26 protein-coding genes are annotated in these 21,842 nt (G+C 61.4%); 9 read left to right on the top strand and 17 right to left on the bottom strand.

The window, feature by feature from the left end:
• Positions 1 to 440: 440 nt before the first annotated feature.
• The 4 genes from AC3WTM_RS17200 to AC3WTM_RS17185 form a co-directional block, all read right to left on the bottom strand.
• Entirely contained in the window at positions 441 to 899 is a 459-nt protein-coding gene (locus AC3WTM_RS17200; RefSeq protein WP_102671870.1) for an REP-associated tyrosine transposase, read from the bottom strand.
• 206 nt (positions 900 to 1,105) lie between these two features.
• Positions 1,106 to 2,221, bottom strand: a complete 1,116-nt coding sequence (locus tag AC3WTM_RS17195) for a 3,4-dihydroxy-2-butanone-4-phosphate synthase (protein WP_102671869.1) — start codon at positions 2,219 to 2,221, stop codon at positions 1,106 to 1,108.
• Positions 2,218 to 3,144, bottom strand: coding sequence for a LipP1 family hormone-sensitive lipase (gene lipP1, locus AC3WTM_RS17190; protein ID WP_102671868.1), 927 nt, complete (start codon positions 3,142 to 3,144; stop codon positions 2,218 to 2,220). Before lipP1 ends, AC3WTM_RS17195 begins: the two co-directional genes overlap by 4 nt.
• Entirely contained in the window at positions 3,131 to 3,970 is an 840-nt protein-coding gene (locus tag AC3WTM_RS17185) for an SDR family NAD(P)-dependent oxidoreductase (RefSeq protein WP_102671867.1), read from the bottom strand. Before AC3WTM_RS17185 ends, lipP1 begins: the two co-directional genes overlap by 14 nt.
• A gap of 146 nt (positions 3,971 to 4,116) precedes the next feature.
• Between AC3WTM_RS17185 and AC3WTM_RS17180 the strand changes: the two genes are divergently transcribed.
• The 4 genes from AC3WTM_RS17180 (at position 4,117) to AC3WTM_RS17165 (ending at position 7,444) form a co-directional block, all read left to right on the top strand.
• Complete coding sequence (locus AC3WTM_RS17180; RefSeq protein WP_102671866.1) at positions 4,117 to 5,160, top strand: 3-ketosteroid-9-alpha-monooxygenase, oxygenase component; 1,044 nt, start codon at positions 4,117 to 4,119, stop codon at positions 5,158 to 5,160.
• Positions 5,161 to 5,296: 136 nt separating this feature from the next.
• On the top strand, positions 5,297 to 6,427 hold the full coding sequence (locus AC3WTM_RS17175) for a helix-turn-helix transcriptional regulator (RefSeq protein ID WP_057714053.1): 1,131 nt from the start codon (positions 5,297 to 5,299) through the stop codon (positions 6,425 to 6,427).
• Positions 6,428 to 6,514: 87 nt separating this feature from the next.
• Positions 6,515 to 7,063 (top strand): ADP compounds hydrolase NudE, encoded by a 549-nt coding sequence (gene nudE / locus AC3WTM_RS17170; protein ID WP_102671865.1) that lies wholly within the window; start codon positions 6,515 to 6,517, stop codon positions 7,061 to 7,063.
• A 213-nt stretch (positions 7,064 to 7,276) separates the two neighbouring features.
• Positions 7,277 to 7,444: a hypothetical protein gene (locus AC3WTM_RS17165; RefSeq protein ID WP_173677963.1), complete on the top strand. Its 168-nt coding sequence runs from the start codon at positions 7,277 to 7,279 to the stop codon at positions 7,442 to 7,444.
• A 62-nt stretch (positions 7,445 to 7,506) separates the two neighbouring features.
• On the opposite strand, the gene dmpG is transcribed toward AC3WTM_RS17165, so the two are convergent.
• Genes dmpG through AC3WTM_RS17145 form a run of 4 tightly spaced genes read right to left on the bottom strand, consistent with a single transcriptional unit; the run spans position 7,507 to position 11,098 of the window.
• Positions 7,507 to 8,541, bottom strand: a complete 1,035-nt coding sequence (dmpG, locus tag AC3WTM_RS17160) for a 4-hydroxy-2-oxovalerate aldolase (RefSeq protein ID WP_057714051.1) — start codon at positions 8,539 to 8,541, stop codon at positions 7,507 to 7,509.
• 13 nt (positions 8,542 to 8,554) lie between these two features.
• The gene (locus tag AC3WTM_RS17155) at positions 8,555 to 9,463 is read right to left on the bottom strand and encodes an acetaldehyde dehydrogenase (acetylating) (RefSeq protein ID WP_090456759.1); all 909 of its coding nucleotides are present in this window, start codon (positions 9,461 to 9,463) and stop codon (positions 8,555 to 8,557) included.
• Positions 9,464 to 9,482: 19 nt separating this feature from the next.
• Complete coding sequence (locus AC3WTM_RS17150) at positions 9,483 to 10,274, bottom strand: fumarylacetoacetate hydrolase family protein (protein ID WP_057714049.1); 792 nt, start codon at positions 10,272 to 10,274, stop codon at positions 9,483 to 9,485.
• A complete protein-coding gene (locus AC3WTM_RS17145; protein WP_102671864.1) occupies positions 10,271 to 11,098 on the bottom strand; it encodes an alpha/beta fold hydrolase in 828 nt (275 codons plus the stop codon). The genes AC3WTM_RS17150 and AC3WTM_RS17145 overlap by 4 nt, the downstream gene beginning before the upstream one ends.
• 285 nt (positions 11,099 to 11,383) lie before the next feature.
• Here AC3WTM_RS17145 and AC3WTM_RS17140 point away from each other — a divergent pair, with 285 nt between their 5' ends.
• On the top strand, positions 11,384 to 12,160 hold the full coding sequence (locus AC3WTM_RS17140) for an SDR family oxidoreductase (protein WP_102671863.1): 777 nt from the start codon (positions 11,384 to 11,386) through the stop codon (positions 12,158 to 12,160).
• Between the two features lie 13 nt (positions 12,161 to 12,173).
• Complete coding sequence (locus tag AC3WTM_RS17135) at positions 12,174 to 12,668, top strand: SRPBCC family protein (RefSeq protein ID WP_102671862.1); 495 nt, start codon at positions 12,174 to 12,176, stop codon at positions 12,666 to 12,668.
• Between the two features lie 59 nt (positions 12,669 to 12,727).
• Here AC3WTM_RS17135 and AC3WTM_RS17130 read toward each other — a convergent pair whose 3' ends face one another.
• The 7 genes from AC3WTM_RS17130 to AC3WTM_RS17100 are packed head-to-tail and all read right to left on the bottom strand — an operon-like array spanning position 12,728 to position 18,400.
• Positions 12,728 to 13,162, bottom strand: a complete 435-nt coding sequence (locus tag AC3WTM_RS17130) for a nuclear transport factor 2 family protein (protein ID WP_102671861.1) — start codon at positions 13,160 to 13,162, stop codon at positions 12,728 to 12,730.
• Entirely contained in the window at positions 13,159 to 13,548 is a 390-nt protein-coding gene (locus AC3WTM_RS17125; protein ID WP_102671860.1) for a steroid Delta-isomerase, read from the bottom strand. Before AC3WTM_RS17125 ends, AC3WTM_RS17130 begins: the two co-directional genes overlap by 4 nt.
• Positions 13,549 to 14,751 carry an acetyl-CoA C-acyltransferase gene (locus AC3WTM_RS17120; protein WP_102671859.1) on the bottom strand — a complete coding sequence of 401 codons (1,203 nt, stop codon included), beginning with the start codon at positions 14,749 to 14,751 and terminating at the stop codon, positions 13,549 to 13,551. It abuts the gene before it with no gap.
• A gap of 29 nt (positions 14,752 to 14,780) precedes the next feature.
• The gene (locus AC3WTM_RS17115; protein ID WP_102671858.1) at positions 14,781 to 15,239 is read right to left on the bottom strand and encodes a MaoC family dehydratase; all 459 of its coding nucleotides are present in this window, start codon (positions 15,237 to 15,239) and stop codon (positions 14,781 to 14,783) included.
• 2 nt (positions 15,240 to 15,241) lie between these two features.
• The gene (locus tag AC3WTM_RS17110) at positions 15,242 to 16,024 is read right to left on the bottom strand and encodes an SDR family oxidoreductase (protein WP_102671857.1); all 783 of its coding nucleotides are present in this window, start codon (positions 16,022 to 16,024) and stop codon (positions 15,242 to 15,244) included.
• Between the two features lie 13 nt (positions 16,025 to 16,037).
• A complete protein-coding gene (locus tag AC3WTM_RS17105; protein WP_102671856.1) occupies positions 16,038 to 17,231 on the bottom strand; it encodes an acyl-CoA dehydrogenase family protein in 1,194 nt (397 codons plus the stop codon).
• Positions 17,228 to 18,400 carry an acyl-CoA dehydrogenase family protein gene (locus tag AC3WTM_RS17100; protein WP_102671855.1) on the bottom strand — a complete coding sequence of 391 codons (1,173 nt, stop codon included), beginning with the start codon at positions 18,398 to 18,400 and terminating at the stop codon, positions 17,228 to 17,230. Before AC3WTM_RS17100 ends, AC3WTM_RS17105 begins: the two co-directional genes overlap by 4 nt.
• 172 nt (positions 18,401 to 18,572) lie before the next feature.
• Here AC3WTM_RS17100 and AC3WTM_RS17095 point away from each other — a divergent pair, with 172 nt between their 5' ends.
• Entirely contained in the window at positions 18,573 to 19,217 is a 645-nt protein-coding gene (locus AC3WTM_RS17095; RefSeq protein ID WP_102671854.1) for a YceH family protein, read from the top strand.
• A gap of 146 nt (positions 19,218 to 19,363) precedes the next feature.
• On the opposite strand, the gene AC3WTM_RS17090 is transcribed toward AC3WTM_RS17095, so the two are convergent.
• A complete protein-coding gene (locus AC3WTM_RS17090; RefSeq protein WP_057714037.1) occupies positions 19,364 to 19,882 on the bottom strand; it encodes a cupin domain-containing protein in 519 nt (172 codons plus the stop codon).
• 9 nt (positions 19,883 to 19,891) lie between these two features.
• A complete protein-coding gene (locus tag AC3WTM_RS17085) occupies positions 19,892 to 20,710 on the bottom strand; it encodes a shikimate 5-dehydrogenase (protein WP_102671853.1) in 819 nt (272 codons plus the stop codon).
• A gap of 246 nt (positions 20,711 to 20,956) precedes the next feature.
• Here AC3WTM_RS17085 and AC3WTM_RS17080 point away from each other — a divergent pair, with 246 nt between their 5' ends.
• Positions 20,957 to 21,310, top strand: a complete 354-nt coding sequence (locus tag AC3WTM_RS17080; protein WP_102671852.1) for a hypothetical protein — start codon at positions 20,957 to 20,959, stop codon at positions 21,308 to 21,310.
• A gap of 235 nt (positions 21,311 to 21,545) precedes the next feature.
• The gene (locus AC3WTM_RS17075) at positions 21,546 to 21,740 is read left to right on the top strand and encodes a hypothetical protein (protein ID WP_008052996.1); all 195 of its coding nucleotides are present in this window, start codon (positions 21,546 to 21,548) and stop codon (positions 21,738 to 21,740) included.
• The last annotated feature ends 102 nt before the right edge of the window (positions 21,741 to 21,842 follow it).

Here is a 21,842-nt window from a genome sequence, read left to right as displayed (position 1 = left end):
GGTGGTATTCGCCTTGCTGAAAGGGCAAAGCGAATATCAGCCAAAAGCCAGTTGAGGGCTTTCCCTCAACCATAGAATCTCCCACAGGGTTAGCGGGTGTACGCAACATCTGCGGCTAACCAAAAATCATTGTGGGAGCGAGCTTGCTCGCGATGAGGCCGGCCCAGTCCACTTCAAACTCGCCTGACTGTCCGCCATCGCGAGCAAGCTCGCACACAGGGTTAGCGGGTGTACGCAACATCTGCGGCTATCCAAAAATCATTGTGGGAGCGAGCTTGCTCGCGATGAGGCCGGCCCAGTCCACATCAAACTCGTCTGACAGTCCGCTATCGCGAGCAAGCTCGCTCCCACAGGGTTAGCGGGTGTACGCAACATCTGCGGCTATCCAAAAATCATTGTGGGAGCGAGCTTGCTCACGATGGTGGCTACGCGGTTTCGGATCAAACCCAGATCGCATCCCACAACGGATAGTCGCCAAGCTTCTCAACCAACCCAGCCCGCAACGGGTTCGCGACAACATATCGAGCAAGCTTGACCAGGTCCTCATCCCGCCTCAACGCCCGATCGTGATAGCCCTGCTGCCATAGACTGCCTTTACGTCCGACGGACATGTTCACGGCCCGCGTACTCAATGATTTGGTTTTTTGCATCAGCTGACTGAGTGAGCACTGCTGCAACTCGATCAACCAATGAAAATGATCGGCCATGACGACCCACGCTAAAGAGTTCGCCCAGTATTGTTCCTGTGCATATTGAAATTGCTTGACGACCAGCCTGCCCAAACCGAAATCCTTGAAAACCGGTTCTCGATCCAGCGTGTTGCTCGTCAACAGGTAAACCCTGTTGGGCTCGGCATAGCGGCCGATGCGCAGACGAAATGAAGCAGGTAAATCAGGCATTCCTTTGCCCTCTCCGTAGTGAATTCAGGAGCAAGGCTAGACCGGTGGATGCTTGGGCGTTGGGTCAACCTTTGACCGGATGTGACCAATCGATAGCTATCGCGAGCAAGCTCGCTCCCACAGGGTTAGTCGGTGTACGCAACATCTGCGGGTATCCAAAAACCATTGTGGGAGCAAGCTCGCTCCCACTGGGTTTTGTGTTGGCTTCAGACTGCCGGCTGAAAGGGCACAAACTCCGTCACTTCCAGATCAAACCCGGACACGGCGGTGTACGGCACCGGCGAACTCATCAGGCGCATTTTGCGCACGTTCTGGTCGCGCAGGATCTGCGCGCCGATGCCCAAAGTCCGTTGCGGAAACTGTGGCGCCCGCTGCTTGGCGCCGCTGCGCTGACGCAGTTGCTCAAGCACGCCCTCGGCGGATTCCTTCTGCGCCAGCAGCACCAGCACACCGCTACCGGCCGCCGCGATACTGGCCAGCGAACGCTCCAGCGTCCACTGCTGCGGCCCGCCTTCGCTTTCACACCCCAGCACGTCACGCAACGTCTCGATGCTTTGCACCCGCACCAGCACCGGTTGCGTGCTGTCGATCCGGCCCTTGACCAGCGCCAAGTGCAACGAACCCTGGTAGGTGTCCTGATAGGTCGTCACCTGGAACTCACCATGGCGGGTGTGCAACGGATATTCGCCGCCGCGCTCGATCGTGCCTTCATGCAGGATTCGATAGTGAATCAGGTCGGCGATGGTGCCGATCCGCAAGCCATGACGCTGGGCGAACTCATGCAACTCGGCACCACGGGCCAGTTCGCCGTCCTCATTAAGAATGCCCACCAAGGTTGCCGCCGGTTGCAGCCCCGCCAGTCGCGTCAGGTCGCAAGCGGCCTCGACATGTCCGGCCCGCTGCATCACGCCACCGGGCAAGGCTTGCACCGGGAAGATATGCCCCGGTTGCACCAGGTCCGTCGGAACACTGGCCGGGTCGACCGCCACCTGGATCGACCGCGCACGGTCCGCCGCCGAGATACCCGTGGACACCCCGGTGGCGGCTTCGATCGAGCGGGTAAACCCCACGCCGTGTTGTGCCCGGGAGTTGGGCACCATCAGGTCCAGGCCCAACGCACGGCAGCGTTGTTCGGTCAGGGCCAGACAAATCAGCCCGCGTGCCTGCACCGCCATGAAGGTGACGGCTTCGGCCCCGGCCTGTTCGGCGGCCATCAGCAACGAGCCTTCGCCGTTGTGTTCGTCGTCGGTGATCACCACCATCCGACCGGCGCCGATGGCCTCGATCAGTTGCGGTACCGTATTGAAAGCCAGGCCGTTCATTTTAGCGCCCCGCGCAGGTCGGCTGCCGCATCGGACAAGACATGTGCCGCCCCTTCGACAAATGGCGCCATGCTGACAAAGCCGTGGATCATCCCGTCACAACGCTGTACGCGCACAGGCACGCCGGCCTCGCGCAGACATTCGGCCATGGCCTCGCCCTCATCGCGCAACGGGTCGAATTCGGCAGTCATCAGGGTCGTTGGCGGCAATCCCGCCAGGCTCTCGGCACGCAACGGCGAGGCCAATGGGTCATCTGCCTGCCCGACGCCTTGCAGATACTGCTGCCAGAACCAGCGCATCATTGCGGCGGAAAGTAGATAGCTCTCGGCAAAGTCTTCGAAAGACTGAGAGTCGCAACCCGCATCGGTGACTGGGTAAAACAGGCACTGATAGCTGATCTTCGGCCCTTGGCGCTGCGCCGCCAACTGACTGACCGCCAGCGCCAGATTGCCCCCGGCGCTGTCTCCGGCCACAGCCAGCCGGCTGCCATCGACGCGCAGTTCAGCTGCGTGCTCGACCAGCCAGCAGGTGGCCGCATAACAATCGAGAGGCGCAGCGGGGAACTTGCTTTCCGGCGCCAGTCGGTAGGCGACCGACACCACCACCGCTTCGGTCTGGCGGGCCAGCGATCGGCAGAGATTGTCATGGGTATCGAGATTGCCCATGACAAACCCGCCACCATGGAAAAACACCAGCAACGGCAGGTTGGGCTCATCCGATGGCCGATACAGCCGTGCATCCAGTTCACCGTCCGCGCCGGCCACCCGCAGGTCGCGCACCTCGGTCATCGGATCGCCGGGAATGGCCGGCAGCAGGTTGTCGGAGAACTGCCGGTACTGAGCGGCATCGACCTGGCTGAAATCGGGCTCGGGGATGTCGCGAAACTGCTGGAGCACCTCTGCGATCTGCTTATCGAGCGGCATGAGCTTCACCCTCTACGTCGGCCATTTGAAACTGCGGATTGGTCTCGCCCAGGATGCTTTGTACCCGGCGCTCAAGGGCCGGCTTGAAACCCTTGTGGGGCAGAATCCAGAAGCGTTTTTGCGCGACGGCGGCGAATACTTGCGCGGCCAGTTCCGCCGGGGTCATGCCCTGGCGAATGGTGCTGTCGAGCAGTTGACTGAAGTCGGATCCGGCGGTGTCCACCACTTGGTTCGACGCCATGATTTCACTGGCCACCGGCCCCGGGCACAGCACCGAAACCGATACCGGCGCACCGATCATGGCGAGTTCGTAATGCAGGGTTTCCGAGAGCGCGACCACGGCCTGCTTGGTCACGTTGTACGGCGCCATCAACGGACTGCTGACCAGCCCGGCAAGGGACGCCGTGTTGATCACATGGGCTGCCCGGCCCTGACTGAGCAACAGCGGCACAAAGCAGCGAATGCCGTTGATCACGCCGTTGAGGTTGACGTTCAGCATGCGCTGCCATTGCGCCTCGGTGATTTCCCAGCTGAAGCCGGTTTGCATCACGCCGGCATTGTTGAACAGCAGGTCGACCCCGCCAAAGTGCTCGACAGCAAGGTCACGCAAGCGCTCGACCTGCTGCGCATCACCGACATCGGTGACGCAGGCAATCGCTTGCACACCGCCAGCCTTCAGTTCGTCACACAGGGCTTGCAGGCCCGCTGCATCCCGATCCGCCAGCACCAGGCGCATGCCCAGTGTCGCCGCGTGTTCGGCCAGGCCACGGCCAATACCACTGGCGGCCCCGGTAATCACCGCTACCGGCCCTTGTTCATTACTCATCGCCAACTCCTGCCATGGGTCTAATGGCGCCAGTAGAGCGGGCCTACTTAAAGCAGCCATCGTCCATTCAGACGATGCCCGCTTTTACAGGGGCGGCAGAATCCGTTACATGCGCCAACCCCGTGATCTCTTGGGAGAATAATAAAATGAGTACCCTGCACCGCATCGAAGCCAAACTGCTGGAAGACCGCTACGCCCGCGGCTGGCATTGCCTGGGCCTGGCCGCGCAATACCGCGACGGCAAGGCCCATCGCCTGGAGGTGTTCGGCACCCGTCTGGTGGCGTTCCAGGGTGAAGACGACGAGCTGCATATTCTTGATGGCTACTGCCCGCACATGGGCGCCGACCTGAGCACCGGTTGCGTTGAAGGCAACTCGATCCGCTGCCCGTTCCACGCCTGGCGTTGGGGCGCCGATGGCGTGTGCGATGACATCCCCTACGCCAAGCGCATCCCGCCACGGGCCAAAATCAAAAGCTGGCCGATCATGGAAGAGAACCAGTTGCTGTTCGTCTGGAATGACCCCGAAGGCAACCCCCCGCTGCCGGAACAACGCATTCCGCGCATCGACGCCTGCTACAGCGACGAATGGGCGGCGTGGGAAGTCGCTGAGCTGCAGATTGACACCAACTGCCGCGAACTGATCGACAACATCGCCGATATGGCGCACTTCGGTACCGTCCATGGCGCACCGGTCGACGAGTTCATCAATATTTTCCAGGGCCACCTGGCCACCCAGATCATGCGCGCCCGCAGTGAGCGCCTGTCCGGCGACAGCGTGCTGACCACCGAGGCCACCTATTTCGGCCCGGCCTATCAGATCACCGAGATGAACGGTGCCATGAACGGCCAGCCGATCCACTCGATCCTGCTCAACTGCCATGTGCCGATCGACCTCGACAGTTTCACCCTGCGCTACGGCGTGCTGGTGAAGAAGATCCCGGGCTTGAGCGAAGAGCAGAACCAGGCGATGGCCAAGGCCTACGTCGCGCAGGCGCAGGCAGCCTTCTACGAAGACGTGGCCATCTGGCACAGCAAGACCCGCGTCGATAACCCGCTGTTGTGTGACGGCGACGGTCCGGTCTATCAGCTGCGCCGTTGGTACGAGCAGTTCTACACCGACGTCGAGGCGCTGTCGGCGGACGTTGCCGAACACAAGAAGTTTGTCGTGCGCGCCAGCGAACGGGTCTGACGCCAGCGGCTTTTCGCCCGCCATGGGCCTGTTCGGCAGCCGCCGGTCAGGCCCTGAGCCCGAGCGTTGCAAGGAGTCGATACCGGCGCTTATTCTCGGCCACCGCCAACGCTAATAATAAAAACGGTTTTTCCCTATGCAGCAGAGCCTCAGCCTCGATACGTTCAGTGATTTGATCGGCAACCTCTATCAGGGTCCGCTGGAAACCATTCCCTGGGCTACTTTTCTCAATCAGCTCAATGTGCATCTGAACAGCAAGTACGTGACCTTCATCCTGCGTCCGCCCAGCGCCCACGTGGACGGCTTGATGGTCAACACCACCGGCACCTCGACCGAGGCGACCGCGTCGTACAACAAACACTTTTTCAGCCTCGATCCGTTTGTCGACCTGCCCAACCGCCAGGTGGTGACCCTCGCCGAGTTCGTCTCCAACGACGACTGGCAGAATTCCGAGTTCTACAAGAACTTCCTTGAACCGGTGGACGTGTTCCACATCCTCGGTGCCGACATCAACACCGTCGACGGCGCCCAGTGCCGCATTCGCATCAGCCGCGGACGTGACGACAAGCCGTTCGGCAATGAAGAAAAGGCCATGCTCACGCATTTCATTGCGCACCTGGAACGTTCGATCAAGATCCACATGCAGCTCAACCGCATCGAGGCCGAACGCAATCTGTACGCCGGCGCGGTGAACCAGATGGCGGTCGGCACGATCATCCTCGATGAGGCCGGCAAGGTACTGCAGACCAACCAGGTCGCCGACCGGCTGATCCAGGAAAAGGACGGCATCAAACTGGTCAACGATGGGCTGCAGGTCGGTACGGCCCGGGACACCCAGGAGTTCCGTCGCCTGGTCAAGCAGTCGCTGCTGTCGCAAAAAAGCAGCAACCCCTCGGTGGTCGAAGCCCTGCGCGTGCAGCGGCCGTCCGGCAAAGCGGATCTGGGGATCATCGTACGCTCGGTGCCATTGACCGACTGGAGCGAGGGCAAGCAGTGCCCGACCGTGGTGATTTTCATCAGCGACCCGGAACAACAATCCACCGCACCGCAGGAAATCGTTCGCGCGCTGTTCGACTTCACCCCGGCGGAAACCCAGCTGGCAATGCTGCTGGCCAACGGCTTGACCCTCGACGAAGCCTCGGAGGAACTGGGCATCAGCCGCAACACCTCGCGGGCACACTTGCGCTCGACCTTCTCCAAGACCGGCGTGACCCGCCAGACCATGCTGGTGCGCCTGATCCTGCGCAGCGTGGCGACCCTCGGCTAGCCCTCATTGCCGCCCTCGTCCGCTCGGACGATGGCGGCTCCCGTTGCACAGCGCACAGTGTCTTTATCCCAAACAGGGGAATGCCCCATGCGCAACTGCCCAACCATCCTAAAGACCGAACTGCTGGCGCAAAGCGGCCACTTTCAGATCGAAGCTCTGCACCTGCAATTCAGCAACGGCCAGCAGCGGGTCTACGAACGCCTGCGCGGCACCGGTTATCGCTCGGTGATGCTGGTGGCGATGCCCGATCCAGAGCATGTGCTGCTGGTTCGCGAATACGCGGTCGGTGTGGAAAAAACCATTCTCGGCCTGCCCAAGGGCGGCGCCGAGCCCAATGAAGACTACTTGCAGGCGGCGCAGCGCGAGCTGAGTGAAGAAGTCGGCATGCGCGCCGAACGCCTCACTGAACTGGGCGAGCTGACCCTGGCACCGGGGCACTTGTGCCATCGCTACCGGGTCGTACTGGCCGAACAACTGAGCCCCTGCCAACTCGAAGGCGACGAACCCGAACCCCTGGAATGCCTGCGGGTACCACTGACGCAAATCCCCGAACTGGTGGCCCGCGGTGAACTCCACGAGGCCAGGGCGATTGCGGCGCTGTTCATGGCAATAGGCGCCCTCGCCCGACGGGTCTGACACCACACAATACCTGTGGGAGCGGGCTTGCTCGCGAAGAGGCCGGCACAGCCGACATCTCCATCGCCTGACACTCCGCTTTCGCGAGCAAGCCCGCTCCCACAGGGGGGTTGCGCAGTTCTCAAGTCATCAACTAGTCCATTCGGACGAGGCGACTCGCGCGCCGCCGCCATAACCTGTCTCTACAACAATAAAACCGTGTCGAGACTCATCATGCGCAAAACGACTTGTGCTCTGTTCATCATCCTCTGTGCCGGTGCTTCCACCAGTCTGTGCCAGCTGTTCAAGAACGAAGCCTACCGACCGACCATGGCTTACTTCAGCTGTTCGAGCTCGGCCATCAACTGCTACCCGCCCGTGGTGCGCAATCTGCTGCCTTGAGCACGGTTTCCACCGGCCATAAAAAAACCACCGGATCGGTGGTTTTTTCGTTGCCGCATTAATCAGGTTGGCAGTACACCCCTGGCCCGCGACAGGGTCAACGCCAGGTCTTCGATCATGTCTTCCTGGCCACCCACGGTTCCGCGTCGGCCCAGCTCCACCAGCAGTTCGCGAGCAGCGATGCCGTACTTCTGCTCGGCACGCTTGGCGAACAACAGGAACGAGCTGTAGACCCCGGCGTAACCGAGTGTCAGTGCGTCCCGATCGAGGCGGATCGGCTGGTCCATCATCGGCACCACCAGGTCTTCGGCCACATCCATGATCTTGTACAGGTCGACGCCACTGTTGACGCCCATGCGCTCCAGCACCGCGACGAACACTTCCAGCGGCGTGTTACCCGCCCCCGCGCCAAGACCCGCGACCGAACCGTCGATCCGTGCAGCACCGGCCTCGATGGCAGCCAGGGAGTTGGCGATGGCCATGCCCATGTTGTGGTGGCCATGGAAACCGACTTCGGTCCCGGCGTTCAGTCCCGCACGCAGGGCCCCGATCTTTTGCGTCACTTCATCGGGCAGCATGTAGCCGGCCGAGTCAGTGCAATAGATGCAATTGGCGCCGTAGCTTTCCATCAACCGCGCCTGCTCCAGCAGTTTTTCCGGGCTGACCATGTGCGCCATCATCAGGAAGCCAACGGTGTCCAGGCCCATCTTCGCCGACATGCCGATGTGCTGGCCGGACACGTCCGCCTCGGTGCAGTGGGTCGCCACACGAATGGTCGACACGCCGTGTTCGTGGGCCATTTTCAGGTGGTCGAGGGTACCGATCCCCGGCAACAACAGAGCCGAAACCTTGGCCTGTTTCATTTTCGGAATCACCGCAGAGAAGTATTCCTCGTCGCTGTGGGCCGGGAAACCGTAGTTCAGCGATGCACCGCCCAGGCCATCGCCATGGGTGATTTCGATCAGCGGCACACCGGCCGCATCGAGACCGGTGGCCACCGAGACCATTTGTTCGATACTGATCTGGTGCTGTTTGGCATGCATGCCGTCGCGCAGGCTCATGTCATGCAGACGGACGCTCTTACCTTGCAAATTCATAGCGATTCTCCACTCAACGGGCAGGCAATTGCAGGGTGCCCTTGTGGGCTTCTTCGGCGAACATCTCGGCCGTGCGCAAACCGGCGGCAGTCATGATGTCGAGGTTGCCGGCGGACTTGGGCAGGAAATCACCGAGACCTTCGACCTCGATGAAAATCGACACCTTGCGCCCGTCGAACACCGGCCCGTTGATCAGCTTGTAGCCGGGCACATAGCGCTGCACTTCGCGGACCATCTCCAGCACCGAGGTGCGGATTGCATCCTGGTTCGGCTCGTCATCGGTCAGGCAGTGGATGGTGTCGCGCATCATCAGCGGCGGCTCGGCCGGGTTGATCACGATGATCGCCTTGCCGCGTCGGGCGCCGCCGATCTTCTCCACCGCACCGGCGGTGGTGCGGGTGAACTCGTCGATGTTCTGCCGCGTGCCCGGGCCCACCGAACCGGACGAGACCGTCGCGACGATCTCGCCGTAGCTCACCGGCTGCACCCGCGACACCGCCGCCACCATCGGGATGGTCGCCTGACCACCGCAGGTGACCATGTTGACGTTCATCGCCAGGCTCGACGCGTGCTCCTTGAGGTTGACCGGCGGCACGCAGTACGGACCGATGGCCGCCGGCGTGAGGTCGATCATGATCACCCCGAGTTCGTTGAGCTTGCGGCTGTTTTCCGCGTGTACGTAAGCCGAGGTGGCATCGAAGGCAATGCGAATGTCATCGTCGAGGACGTGAGGCAGCAAGCCATCGACACCGCCGGCGGTGGTTTTGATGCCCATTTCCCGAGCACGTTTCAGGCCTTCGGATTCAGGGTCGACACCAACCATCCACACCGGCTCGATCCATTGCGATCGGCACATTTTCATCAGCAGATCGGTGCCGATGTTGCCCGGGCCGATAATGGCCGCTCTGAGTTTTTTGCTCATGGGGGTCAAACTCCAAAAGTCAGGCGCAGAAAGACACCCGGGCACTGCCCAGGCCATCAATGGTCAGTTCAAAACGGTCGCCGGCACGGGCCGGTTCCAGCGGTACCAGCGAGCCGGACAGGATGATTTCCCCGGCCTTGAACGGAATGCCGAAGGCGCCCAGGGTATTGGCCAGCCAGGCCACCGCCGTCAACGGGTTGCCCTGCACCGCCGAACCCAGGCCTTCACTCAGGGGCTCTGCGTTTTTGAACACGCGCATGCGCAAGTTCGGCAGGTCCAGTTCGCGCGGATCCACCTTGCTGTCGCCCAACACAAACACTCCGCAAGAAGCGTTGTCAGCGACCGTGTCCTGGATGCGGATGCGCCAGTCGTGAATCCGTGAGTCGACGATCTCGAAACACGGCATCACGTATTCGGTGGCGGCCAGCACGTCGGCTTCGGTGATGCCGGGGCCGACCAGGTCATGCTTGAGCTTGAAGGCGATCTCGCCCTCGGCACGGGGCTGTATCAGTTTGTTGGCGGACAGGGAAATTTGCGCATCGTCATCGAACGACATCTGCCGCGTGATGAAGCCGAAATCCGGCTGATGCACGTTAAGCATTTGCTGCACCGCCGCCGAGGTTACGCCGATTTTCTTGCCGACAATCTGGTCACCGGCCGCCACCCGACGCTCAATGGCGTACAGGGAAATGTGATAGGCGTCTTCGATGCTGATCGACGGCCAGCGCTCTGTCAGCGGCGCCAGGGTGGAGCCGCTGAGCAGCGCCTGATAAAGCTCTTCGCCGAACTCACGGCGCAATTGCACGCTCATCCACGGGCCTCCTGAAAAAACGCCAGGCACTGGCGGTTGAAAAAGTCACGGTGCTCGACCTGGACCCAATGCCCGCACTCGCTGAGCATCACGAAACGTATTTGGGTGCAGTGTTCAAGCATGGTCTGGGCACCGGAGGACGGGCAGAACTTGTCGTTCATGCCCCAGAAACCGAGGATCGGGCACTGCAATTCAGCCAGGCGCGACGTCATGTTCGGCACCTGCATGGTCGACAGCACGCACACCGGTTGCTGCTGAACCACAGCCACGCGCTCGTTGACCGTTTCGTCGCTGATCAGGGTTTCGTCGAACAGTTGCAAGGCCAGCAGGCGACGCATACCCGCCGCATCGTTCAGCTCACCCTTGGCGAAAGCCGCGCCCATTTTCTGGATGCCTTCCATCTGCAGGTAATACTGTTCTTTTTCCATCAGGCCACCGGGCGCCATCAGCACCAGACGACTGATACGTTGCGGTTGGTCGAGGGCCAGTTTGATCGCGATCGCGCCGCCCAGGGAGTTGCCGACCAGCACGCAACGCTGGATGTCGAGGGCATCGAGCAAACCGCTGAGGGCGGCGACAAAAAAGTCCAGGGTGTAGAGGGTGTCCGGCTTGTCCGAAGCGCCGTAGCCGGGCAAATCCGGGACGATCACCCGGTAACCGGCTTCGGCGAACAGCGGGTAGTTCTGCTTGAAGTTGCTGTGACCGCTGGCGCCCGGCCCGCTGCCATGGATGAAAATCACCGGTTCGCCGTTGCCGGTGTCTTTGTAGTGCAGCTGCAAACCATCCGGCAGCGTAACGAAGTGCCCTTGCGCTGAAGCGCCCATAAGGTGTCCTCCCGGCCTGTTGTTGTAGCCGGATTATTCCGACGGGTCGGGCCATCAACATCGTCCGACAGGACTACGCACCTGTACTGCGTAGGAGCGAGCTCGCTCGCGATGGTGGTCAACGATGACGCTGGGTGCCTGACACCCCGCGGTGTTCTCAGGTCCATCGCGAGCGAGCTCGCTCCTACACAGAACAGACAATCTCTAGTCCCTTTGGACGTTGGCCTGCCGGGGTTGCAGACCTAGCATCGGTTACATTCCCGAGCGACAGAACGAGACACCCCCATGCTTGATCCAATGGACTTTCGCGGCAAAGTGGTACTGGTTACCGGAGGTGGCAAAGGCGTCGGACGCGGCATCAGCCAGCGCTTTCTGGACTGTGGCGCCGACGTGGTGATTTGCGGTCGCGAAGCACCACAAACCTTGCCGGCCAGCGCCGGGCGCGAGGCGCTGTTCGTGGCCTGCGACCTGCGGGATGTCGAGCAGTCCGGGCGCTTGATTACGCAGATCGTCGAGCGCTTCGGCCGCCTCGATGTGCTGGTCAACAACGCCGGCGGTTCGCCGAATGCCGACGCCGCCACGGCTTCGCCGCGCTTCAGCGAGGCAATCATCCGCCTGAACCTGATTGCGCCACTGAACCTGTGCCAGCAGGCCAACCAGGTGATGCAAGCCCAGGCCGACGGTGGCGCGATCATCAACATCTGCAGCGTCAGCGCCACCCGCCCTTCCCCCGGCACCGCCGCTTATGGCGCGGCCAAGGCCGGCTTGCTCAACCTGACGACCTCGCTGGCGGTGGAATGGGCGCCCAAGGTGCGGGTCAACGCCGTGACCGCCGGGTTGATTCTCACCGAGCAGGCGGCCATGCATTATGGTGACGGCGCGGGCATTGCCAGGGTGGCGGCGACCATTCCGTTGCAACGCCTGGCGACCCCAGGGGACATTGGCGACACCTGCCTGTACCTGGCCTCGACATTGGCCCGTTACGTCAGCGGCGCGGATATCGCGGTGCATGGCGCGGGCGAACGCCCGGCATTTCTCGATGCGGCTCAATCCCATCCATAAGAGGACTTTCGACATGCCCGTAGCCAGCCACAGTGTTGTGCTGAACCTCACGCGACAAGCCGCATGGACCAGACTACGCGACCTGAGCCTTGCCCCGCACTACGTACCAGGCCTGACCGGTTGCCAGTTTCATCCAGGCGCAACGGAAGGTATCGGCGCCAGTCGTCGGGTGTTGCGCAAGGGTGGTCAGTATCTGGATGAAAGCGTGGTGCAATGGCAGGAAGGCACAGGGTTCGTGCTGCGGTTGCACAAGGGTGGCAATGACTCGCCCTTCCCGTTTCGCGAGGCGAGTTTCAGTTATGCCTTGCAAGCCGAAGGCAACACGACCCGCATCACCCTGCAAATGAGTTACAGCCTGCGCGGCGGCAAGCTGTTTGAAAGGTTGCTGGCCAAGGCCTTCAAAAAAGTTGTTCGGCAGATTGCCGAGAACCTCAAGGCCTACTACGAAACCGGCCGAACGCAGAATCCGGATATGGCTGTCAGCACATCCAACATTGATGTTGCCTGACATGCCGTCATCGCAAGCAAGCTCGCTCCTACAGAAGCCACCTCTGGAGTGAGCCCCCTTCAGGAACGCGCCACTTCCGAGTGAGCGGTAAAGCGGGTGGCGACGATCTTCCATTGGCTGGCGATACGCTGATAACGGTCCTGATAGAACCCACCCAACTGCCGCGTCGCCCCGCTCTCGCCATCCAGGTTGAAATACCATAGGGCCCAACGGCCCTGGGCTTCATCTTCGCTTAGCACATCGATTTCCGGGTTGGCGCCGTGATGCAGGTCGATCACCCGCTCATGGCAAGCCAACTCACGGTACAGCGCGACAAAACTGTCGCGCTCGCGAAAGATCCCTAGAGGACCGTAATCGATCAGCACCTCACCTTCGGCAAAACAGTCGGCAATCACCTCGACCTGCTTGAGATCGCAGGCATTGAGGTAGCGATGCTTGAGCTGGCGGATGTCCTCCAGCGCTTCCAGGCGGGCGATCCGCTGTTCCAGAGTCACACGGCACCTCGCGCGGTCACGTTGGCCTCACTCCAGAAGGCTTTCATCGAACGGATCTTGCCGTCGGCATCGAACTCCATCACGTCGATCACATGCAGCGAGCACGGTTGCCCGCCCCACTCCATGTCGACCCGGAATGGCATCGCGCCGCAACCGTTGAGCGTCGCGCGCACCGGGCCGGTCTGGGTTGCGGAGACTTTCATCGCCCCCAGTCCTTCACGGTAAAAACGCGCGATGGCGTCGATGCCCTGCAACGGCGCCTGGCCGACCGGGTCTTCAACGGTGGCGTCTTTGGCGTAGAGCGCGAGGATGCCGTCGATGTCGCCGGCATCCACCAATTCCACGTAACGCGCCATTGTCGTCTGGATATGTTGTGCGCTGATCATTCAGACCACCTCGAATAGAGCAGCAGCGCCCATGCCGCCACCGATGCACATGCTCACCACCACGTAACGCAAACCGCGACGCTGGCCTTCGACCAACGCGTGGCCAACCATCCGCGCCCCGGACATGCCGAATGGATGGCCGATGGCGATTGCCCCGCCGTTGACGTTCAGGCGCTCGGCCGGAATGCCCAGGGTGTCGCGGCAATACAGCACCTGACAAGCGAATGCCTCGTTCAACTCCCAGAGGCCGATGTGGTCCATGGTCAGGCCATGACGCTTGAGCAGTTTCGGAATCGCGTAGATCGGGCCGATGCCCATCTCGTCGGAATTGCAACCGGCGACGGCCATACCACGATAGATCCCCAGCGGTTCCAGGCCACGTTTCTCGGCCATTTTCGCGCTCATCAACACCGAGGCCGCCGCACCATCGGACAACTGCGAGGCGTTGCCGGCGGTGATGAAACGACCCTTGTCGCTCCACTGACCGCCCGACCACACTGGCTCCAGCGCCTTCAGGCTCTGGAGAGTGGTGTCGATGCGGTTGCACTCATCGCGCAGCAAAGTGACGGTGTCATAACTGGTTTCGCCGGTGGCCTTGTCGAACAGTGCCTTGCGGCTGGTCAGCGGTGCGAGCTCCCGGTCGAAGCGTCCGGCGCTCTGAGCCTGTGCGGTACGCAACTGGCTCTGGTAGCTGTATTCGTCCTGCTCGTCGCGGGAGATGCCGTAGCGCGCGGAGACGATCTCGGCGGTTTCGATCATCGGGATGTAAGCGTGCGGGTCCAGCTCGATCACCGAACCCGACTGATTGCGATACAGGTTCTTGTGCTTGTTCTGCACCAGGGAAATCGACTCTAGGCCACCGGCCACGGCGATATCGATTTCGTCGCACATGATGCCCTTGGCGGCCATGGCGATACTCATCAGGCCCGACGAACACTGGCGCTCGACGGCCATCCCGGCAACCGATGCCGGCAAACCACCGGCAATTGCACACAGGCGCCCCAGGTTATAGGACTGCGTACCCTGCTGCGCGGCGGCGCCGATGATCACGTCGTCCACTTCACCCGGTTCGATACCGGCACGGCGTACGGCTTCGCGCACCACATGTCCGCCCAGTTGCGGCGCTTCGGTGTCATTGAACGCACCGCGAAAGGCTTTACCGATCGGGGTACGGGCGGTGGAAACGATGACGGCTTCTTTCATGCTGGATTCCTCGAAAATACTGTTGAAGGTCAGGCCGGGTAATAACGACTGATGGTGTCAACCACGCAGCCGGGGCGTTCCTCGCCGTCGATTTCGACGCTGACGCGGATGGTCGCCTGTACGCCGCCCTTCACTTCCTCGACCGCGATCAGTTGCGCACTGCCGCGCACCCGCGAGCCGACGCGCACCACCGAGGGGAAGCGCACCCGCTCACAGCCGTAATTGACACCCATGGCCAGGCCACGGACCTCGACGATCTGCGGCAAGAACAGATTGACCAGCGACAGGCTCAGGTAGCCGTGGGCAATGCAGGCGCCAAACGGACCGTTGGCGGCCTTGAGCGGATCGACATGAATCCACTGGTGATCGCCCGTGGCGTCGGCGAAGCGGTCGATGCGGTCCTGTTCCAGCAACAGCCAGTCACTGGCGCCAAGCGATTCGCCCACGGCGTCGAACAAGGCCATCGGCGTGTCGAAAATACGTGGCATGGTCACGCCCTCTGGCTGGACACCGACAACACTTCGCCGGTCATGTAGGAGCTGTAGTCACTGGCCAGGAACATCATCACGTTGGCCACTTCCCAGACTTCGGCGGCGCGACCGAACGCTTCGTTGGCGGCCAGTTGATCGAGCACCGCCTGGGGCGCGGATTTGCGCAGGAAATCGTGCAGGGCAATGCTCGGGCTGACCGCGTTGATACGGATGCCGTAGTCAGCCGCCTCGACCGCTGCGCAGCGGGTCAGCGCCATCACGCCAGCCTTGGCGGCGGCGTAGTGCGCCTGTTCTTTCTGCGCGCGCCAGCCCAGTACCGAGGCGTTGTTGACGATCACTCCGGCACGCCGCTCCATCATTTTCGGCAGCATGGCGCGGGTCATGCGCATGGTGCCGGTGAGCGTCACGTCGATGACCCGATGCCACTCTTCATCGGCCATGTCCACCAGCAACCGCGAGCCGCCAAGCCCGGCGTTGTTGATCAACACATCGACGCCTTGCAGGTCACGTTCGGCGCAGGCAATCAGTTGTTGCACCTGGGCTTCGTCGGCGACGTTGCAGACCTGGCCGAAGACCTGTTGCAACCCGGTGGTTTCACGGATCTTCAGCACCGCCTCGGCCAACCGGCCTTCATGGATATCGCTGATCATCAGTGCGCGACAACCTTCCTCGGCAGCACGCACTGCGGCGGAAAAGCCGATCCCGGCACCCGCCGCCGCGGTGATCAGCACCGACTTGCCGCGCAGCAGGCCGCGACCTTCAACATATTGAGGTACAGACATGAACTCTCTCCTTTCAGGTGCGCGGACGCGGCTCTTTAGGCATGCCCAGGGCACGCTCGGCAATGATGTTGCGCTGGATTTCGTTGCTGCCGCCGTAGAGGGTGTCGGCGCGGCTGAACAGGTACAGCGACTGCAAACGGGTCAGTTGGTAAGGCGCCGCTTCGAGCAACTCCGCTTCGGCGCCGAGGACGTCCATCGCCAACTTGCCGAGGCTGGCGTGCCAGGTCGACCAGAACAGCTTGTAGATGGTCGCCTCCTTGCGCAGCGAACCGTCCTGGCTGCCCGAGAGCATGCGCAGCGAGTTGTAGCGCATGATCCGCAGCCCGCTCCAGGCCTCGGCCAGGCGCTGACGCAGGATCGGATCGCGGTCGGCGCCATTGGACTTGGCGATGGCGATGATTTCGTTGAGTTCGTTCTGAAACTGCATTTGCTGGCCGAGGGTCGAGACACCGCGCTCGAAGCCGAGCAGCGCCATGGCGATCTTCCAGCCGTCGCCCGGCGCGCCGATGATGTTGGCGGCGTCGGTGCGGGCATCGTCGAAGAACACTTCGTTGAATTCCGAGGTGCCGGTCAGTTGCTCGATAGGTCGTACGGTGATTTCTGTCTGAGCCATGGGCACCAGCAGGAACGACAGACCACGATGGCCGACGCTGCCTGGTTCGGTGCGGGCGATCACAAAGCACCAATCCGACTCGTGGGCCAGGGACGTCCAGACTTTTTGCCCGTTGATCAGCCATTGGCCGGTCGCTTCATCCAGCGTTGCGCGGGTCTTGACGTTGGCCAGGTCGGAACCGGCACCCGGCTCTGAATAGCCCTGGCACCAGAACGACGTACCGCTGACGATCCCCGGCAAAAAGCGCTGTTGCTGTTCAGCCGTACCGAACGCGGCAATGGTCGGCCCGGCCAGCCCTTCGCCGATATGCCCCATGCGGCCGGGACCACCGGCGCGGGCATACTCTTCGTGGAATATCACTTGCCGGGTGATCGACAAGCCGCGCCCGCCATGCTGCGGCGCCCAGCCGACACAAGTCCAGCCACCCTCCGCGAGTTTGCGCTCCCAGGCTTTGCGCTCTTCGGGAAACATGTGCTCATCGCCCGGACCGCCACGAAAACGCAGGGACTCGAACTCACCACAGAGGTTGGCATTCATCCAGTCGACGACTTCCTGACGGAAGCGCTCGTCCTGCTCGCTGAAACTGATTTTCATGGCAGCTCTCCAAGAATGACCGTGGCAATCCGCTCGCGATGCCAGGCCGGTAGCCCGAGGAAACTCTCGCTGGCGCGGGCGCGTTTGAAGTAGAGGTGCGGGTCGTATTCCCAGGTGAACCCGACACCGCCGTGCAACTGGATCGACTCGGAGGCGCATGAGAAGTAGGTCTCGGAGCACTGCGCTTTGGCCAGCGCCGCCGCCAGTGGCAGTTCGGCCGCAACCTGCGGATCACCCTGGGGATCGAGGACTTCCTGGGCCACGCACGCGGCGTAATAACTGGCCGAACGGGCGCATTCGACTTGCAGCATCATGTCGGCGGCGCGGTGTTTGAGGGCCTGGAAACTGGCAATCGGGCGACCGAACTGCTGGCGCTCCTGCATGTAGGCCACGCTGAGGTCTAGTACCTGCTGCGCGCCGCCGGTCTGCTCGGCAGCCAGGCCGATGCAGGCCAGTTGCAGGACTCGCTCAAGGTGCGACCAACCATTCCCGAACTCACCCAACAGGCAGTCGGCTTCAAGGTACAGGCCCTTGAGCTGGATCCTCGCCTGGCGCCGGGTCTGGTCCATGGTCGGCAGCATTTGCCGTTCGATACCCGCGCATACGGCGTTCACGGCAAACAGGCTGATGCCCTTTTCGCCAGTGGTTCCGGGTTGCCGTGCGGCAATGATCAACAGGTCAGCGCCATGCCCGTCGAGCACATGCTTGAGGGTGCCGTCGAGAACGAACCCGTCGCCCTCCGCCACCACCGTGGCCTGGACATCGTCGGCCGACCAGCCGTTGGCACTGCTGAACGCCAGGGTCGCGGTCACGCTGCCGTCGGCAATCGACGGCAACCAACGCTGCTTCTGTTCATCATTGGCGGCCAGCAACAGCGCAGGCGTGGCCATGCAGGCGGTGGCGAAAAACGGCGAGCACAGCAAACGCCGGCCCATCTGTTCCAGCAGGATCGTCAGCTCGACAAAGCCGAGGCCGAGGCCACCAAAGGTTTCGGGGATATGAATGGCTGGCCAGTACATTTCCTGGCACAGACGCTGCCAGAGGGCTTCGTCAAAACCCCGTTCGCTGGCCATTGCCGCGCGCACGGCGGCAGAATCCGAGACATCGGCGAGGAAGCCCTCGGCCGATGCGCGGATCATTTCCTGTTCGTCGCTGAATGCAAACTCCATCGCGGCGCCTTCTGCTCGTGTGGCGGGGCGCGCGTGGCGCAACACCCCTTTGAGCATGAAGTTTGGCGCCGCCCGGACGCGGCAGAATCGTTAGCCTTGCCTAGTCCGAACGGGCGATGTCAAAGTGCGCCTACGCAAGTGAAAAACATGAATCGGCTAAGGATGCAGAACCATGAGCACTGAGCAAGAGATAACTTTCGACGAGCCACGGCTCAGCAGCACGGAAATCCGCATTCTGGGTTCGTTGATCGAAAAACAGGCCACCAGCCCGGAAACCTATCCCCTGACCCTCAATGCCCTGGTGATTGCCTGCAACCAGAAAACCAGCCGCGAGCCAGTGATGAACCTGACGCAGGGACAGGTCGGTCAGAGCCTGCGCGCCCTCGAAGGACGCGGCTTCGCCAGACTGGTGATGGGCAGCCGCGCCGACCGCTGGGAACACAAGGTCGACAAAGCCCTGGAACTGGTACCGGCGCAGGTCATCCTGACCGGGCTGATGTTTCTGCGCGGCCCGCAGACCGTCAATGAACTGCTAACCCGCAGCGGCCGCATGCATGAATTCGAAGACACTGAACAAGTGGTGCATCAACTCGAACGCCTGATTGCCCGGGGTCTGGCCGTGCTGATTCCGCGTCAGGCCGGCCAACGCGAAGACCGCTACACCCACGCCCTGGGCAACCCGGCGGATATCGAAGCGATCATGGCGGCACGGCAAAACCCGGCCGAGCGTGGCGGCAGCGGGGTTTCGGTTGAACGGATCGAAGAACTGGAAGCGCGAATTGCGGCGCTGGAAGAAAGACTGGCCCGGCTCGAATAATCTGGATGTTTGCCTGACACAAACCTGTAGGAGCGAGCCTGCTCGCGAAAAACGTCCAGACGACGCGCTCATTCAGACAGCACGCGTTATCGTTGACGTCCATCGCGAGCAGGCTCGCTCCTACAGTGGTTTGACGGTGCCCGTGGTTACTCGCCGTCCCAGTAATCCACCCCGTCCGCCTGCCGGGCCACCGCAACAAAGCCTGACGCATTACCCTCGGCATCCACCTTGAAGTCATCCATCACGGCGTATTTACCGGAATCCGGGTATTCACAGATTTCCGGTGATTGCTGGGTGCTGACGGCCAGGTACCGCAACTCGCCGTTACTGGTATTGATGATCTGGTGCGCCTTTTCAGGCCCACCCGGTGGACAGGCGATCACATCACCGGCACGGATCGGAAAACGTTCGGATCCCAGGCGCACCTGCCCTTCCCCGGCTACGACGTAGAACATTTCCTCATTGACCCGATGACTGTGAAACGGACTGCCGCGCATGCCTGGCTCCAGCACATACAGGCGATAACCCAGTTTTTGCGCCCCCAGTTGCTGACCGACAAGGGCCAGGCGCTGTTGATAGCGACCGGCGGTTTCACCGGTCGGCGCAAACGCTTCGGGTAGCGGTTCAAGTTCGACCGAATCCAGATTGAGAATGGGGGGATGCATGGACACCTCCTAGCTGCGGGCAAACGCTACGGCCTTCTGGAATTGCTCGTCCGTCGGCCGTACACCGGTATAGAGCACAAATTGCTCCAGTGCCTGGATCGCGATCACTTCCAGCCCGGTGATGACCCGTTTGCCTTCGGCACGGGCACGCACGATCAGCGGTGTTTCCGAGGGTATCGCCACCACATCGAAGACAGTTTCCGCTTTTTCGATCACATCAGGCTCAAAGGCCAGTTGATCGGCCTCCGGTCCTCCCGTCATGCCGATCGGGGTGACGTTGACCAGCATCTGCGGGCGACGACTCCCCAGCTCGGCCTGCCACTCATACCCCAAAGACTGCGCCAGCGCCTGCCCGGCGCGCTCGTTGCGGGCCACGATCAGGCCGTTTTTATAGCCGCCATCGCGCAAGGCACTCGCCACGGCCTTGGCCATGCCGCCGCTGCCGCGCAAGGCAAAGGTCGAGTCCTTGGGCACCTGGTGTTTTTCCAGCAATTGGGCAACGGCGATGTAGTCGGTGTTGTAGGCCTTGAGATGCCCGTCGGTGTTGACGATGGTGTTGATCGATTGAATGGCGGCGGCAGATGCGTCGAGTTCATCCACCAGGGCAATGCAGGCTTCCTTGAACGGCATCGACACGCCACAACCACGAATCCGCAGGGCGCGAATGCCGGCAACAGCACCCGTCAGGTCCTGGCTGGCAAAGGCCTTGTAGTAAAAATTCAAGTTCAGTTGTTCATACAGATGATTGTGAAAACGCAGGCCAAAGTTCCCTGGGCGTCCTGAAAGGGACATGCACAACTGGGTGTCTTTGTTGGGGTTCATCTGCATGGGCAAGCTCCTTCAAATGCACTTTTCGGATGGACGGGATTAGCCCTCCATCGGGTTCTGATCGATCATGTAAGCGTGTTCGCACGGGCCTACACGGGTCGGTAAGAAAGTCGGTACAGACCTTACACAAAATTTACCTCGCGGCCGTGCTGTTTTTCAGAAAAACGCTGTCTTAGAAGTATCCCCGCGACAATCCTTGGGTCTATTGCAGACACAAGCGCCGGGTTGAAGAACCGAGGTACTATCATGATCCGTAAAGTCCCCACAGTAGCCTTGCTGATCGGCGCCCTCGCTGTCGCAGGTCAGGCGCAAGCCGGGCACGGTAATGACGCGGCGGTATTTGGAGCGATCGTCGGTACTGCCATCGTCGGCTCGGCTCTGATCAACGCCAACCGCCCGGTCTATGTCGCGCCGCAACCGGTCTACTACCAGCCCGCGCCGGTTTATTACACACCACCGCCTCCGGTTTACTACCAACCGGCCCCGGTCTACGTGCAACAACCGATCTACTACCGCCCAGCCCCGGTTTACTACGGACCACCCCGTGGTTACTACGGCCCGCCACGCGGCTACTACGGCCGACATTACGGTCGCTGGTAACAGACTCAACCGGCCCCGCTGAAACAGCGGGGCTTTTTTATATCCAATTGTCGGTCAAGGTCTGGATAAATCTCGCCAAGGTCGCTATCGGGACAGTGTCCGTGGCAGAAACAGGCAAGATGGACTTGACCCGATTTCTGCCCCGCGGCACAAATCGGTCATATTTTTGTCATGTCAGTTCCGCAAGCTCGGGGCTGTCCGTCGAAAACAGGTTCATAACAACAAGGACGACCACATGCCAACGCAAAACCCGCACCGCATCGTCGGTCTGTGCACCTCCAGCAAGGTCTACAACGCACTGACCGAACTCAAGCACCTGGAAGGTCATCGCAGCGCCAAGTTTCTCTCGCTGCTGACGCAAAGCCTGGTGCGCAAGGGCCTGCTCAACGAGCAGGAAGTGGTTCATATGCTCGATCAGGTGGTCAGCTGACCGACCAACGGTCGTTTACCCCCTCTGGCATCAATGACCACTATCGAAAACGTTGATTACCCCTCAAGGTACCCGGACCTTAAAGTAACTCCACAGATTGAT

It is taken from the genome of Pseudomonas sp. EU05-FHT14B02 (genome assembly GCF_058791055.1).
This window is presented reverse-complemented; position numbering and strand designations above follow the sequence as displayed.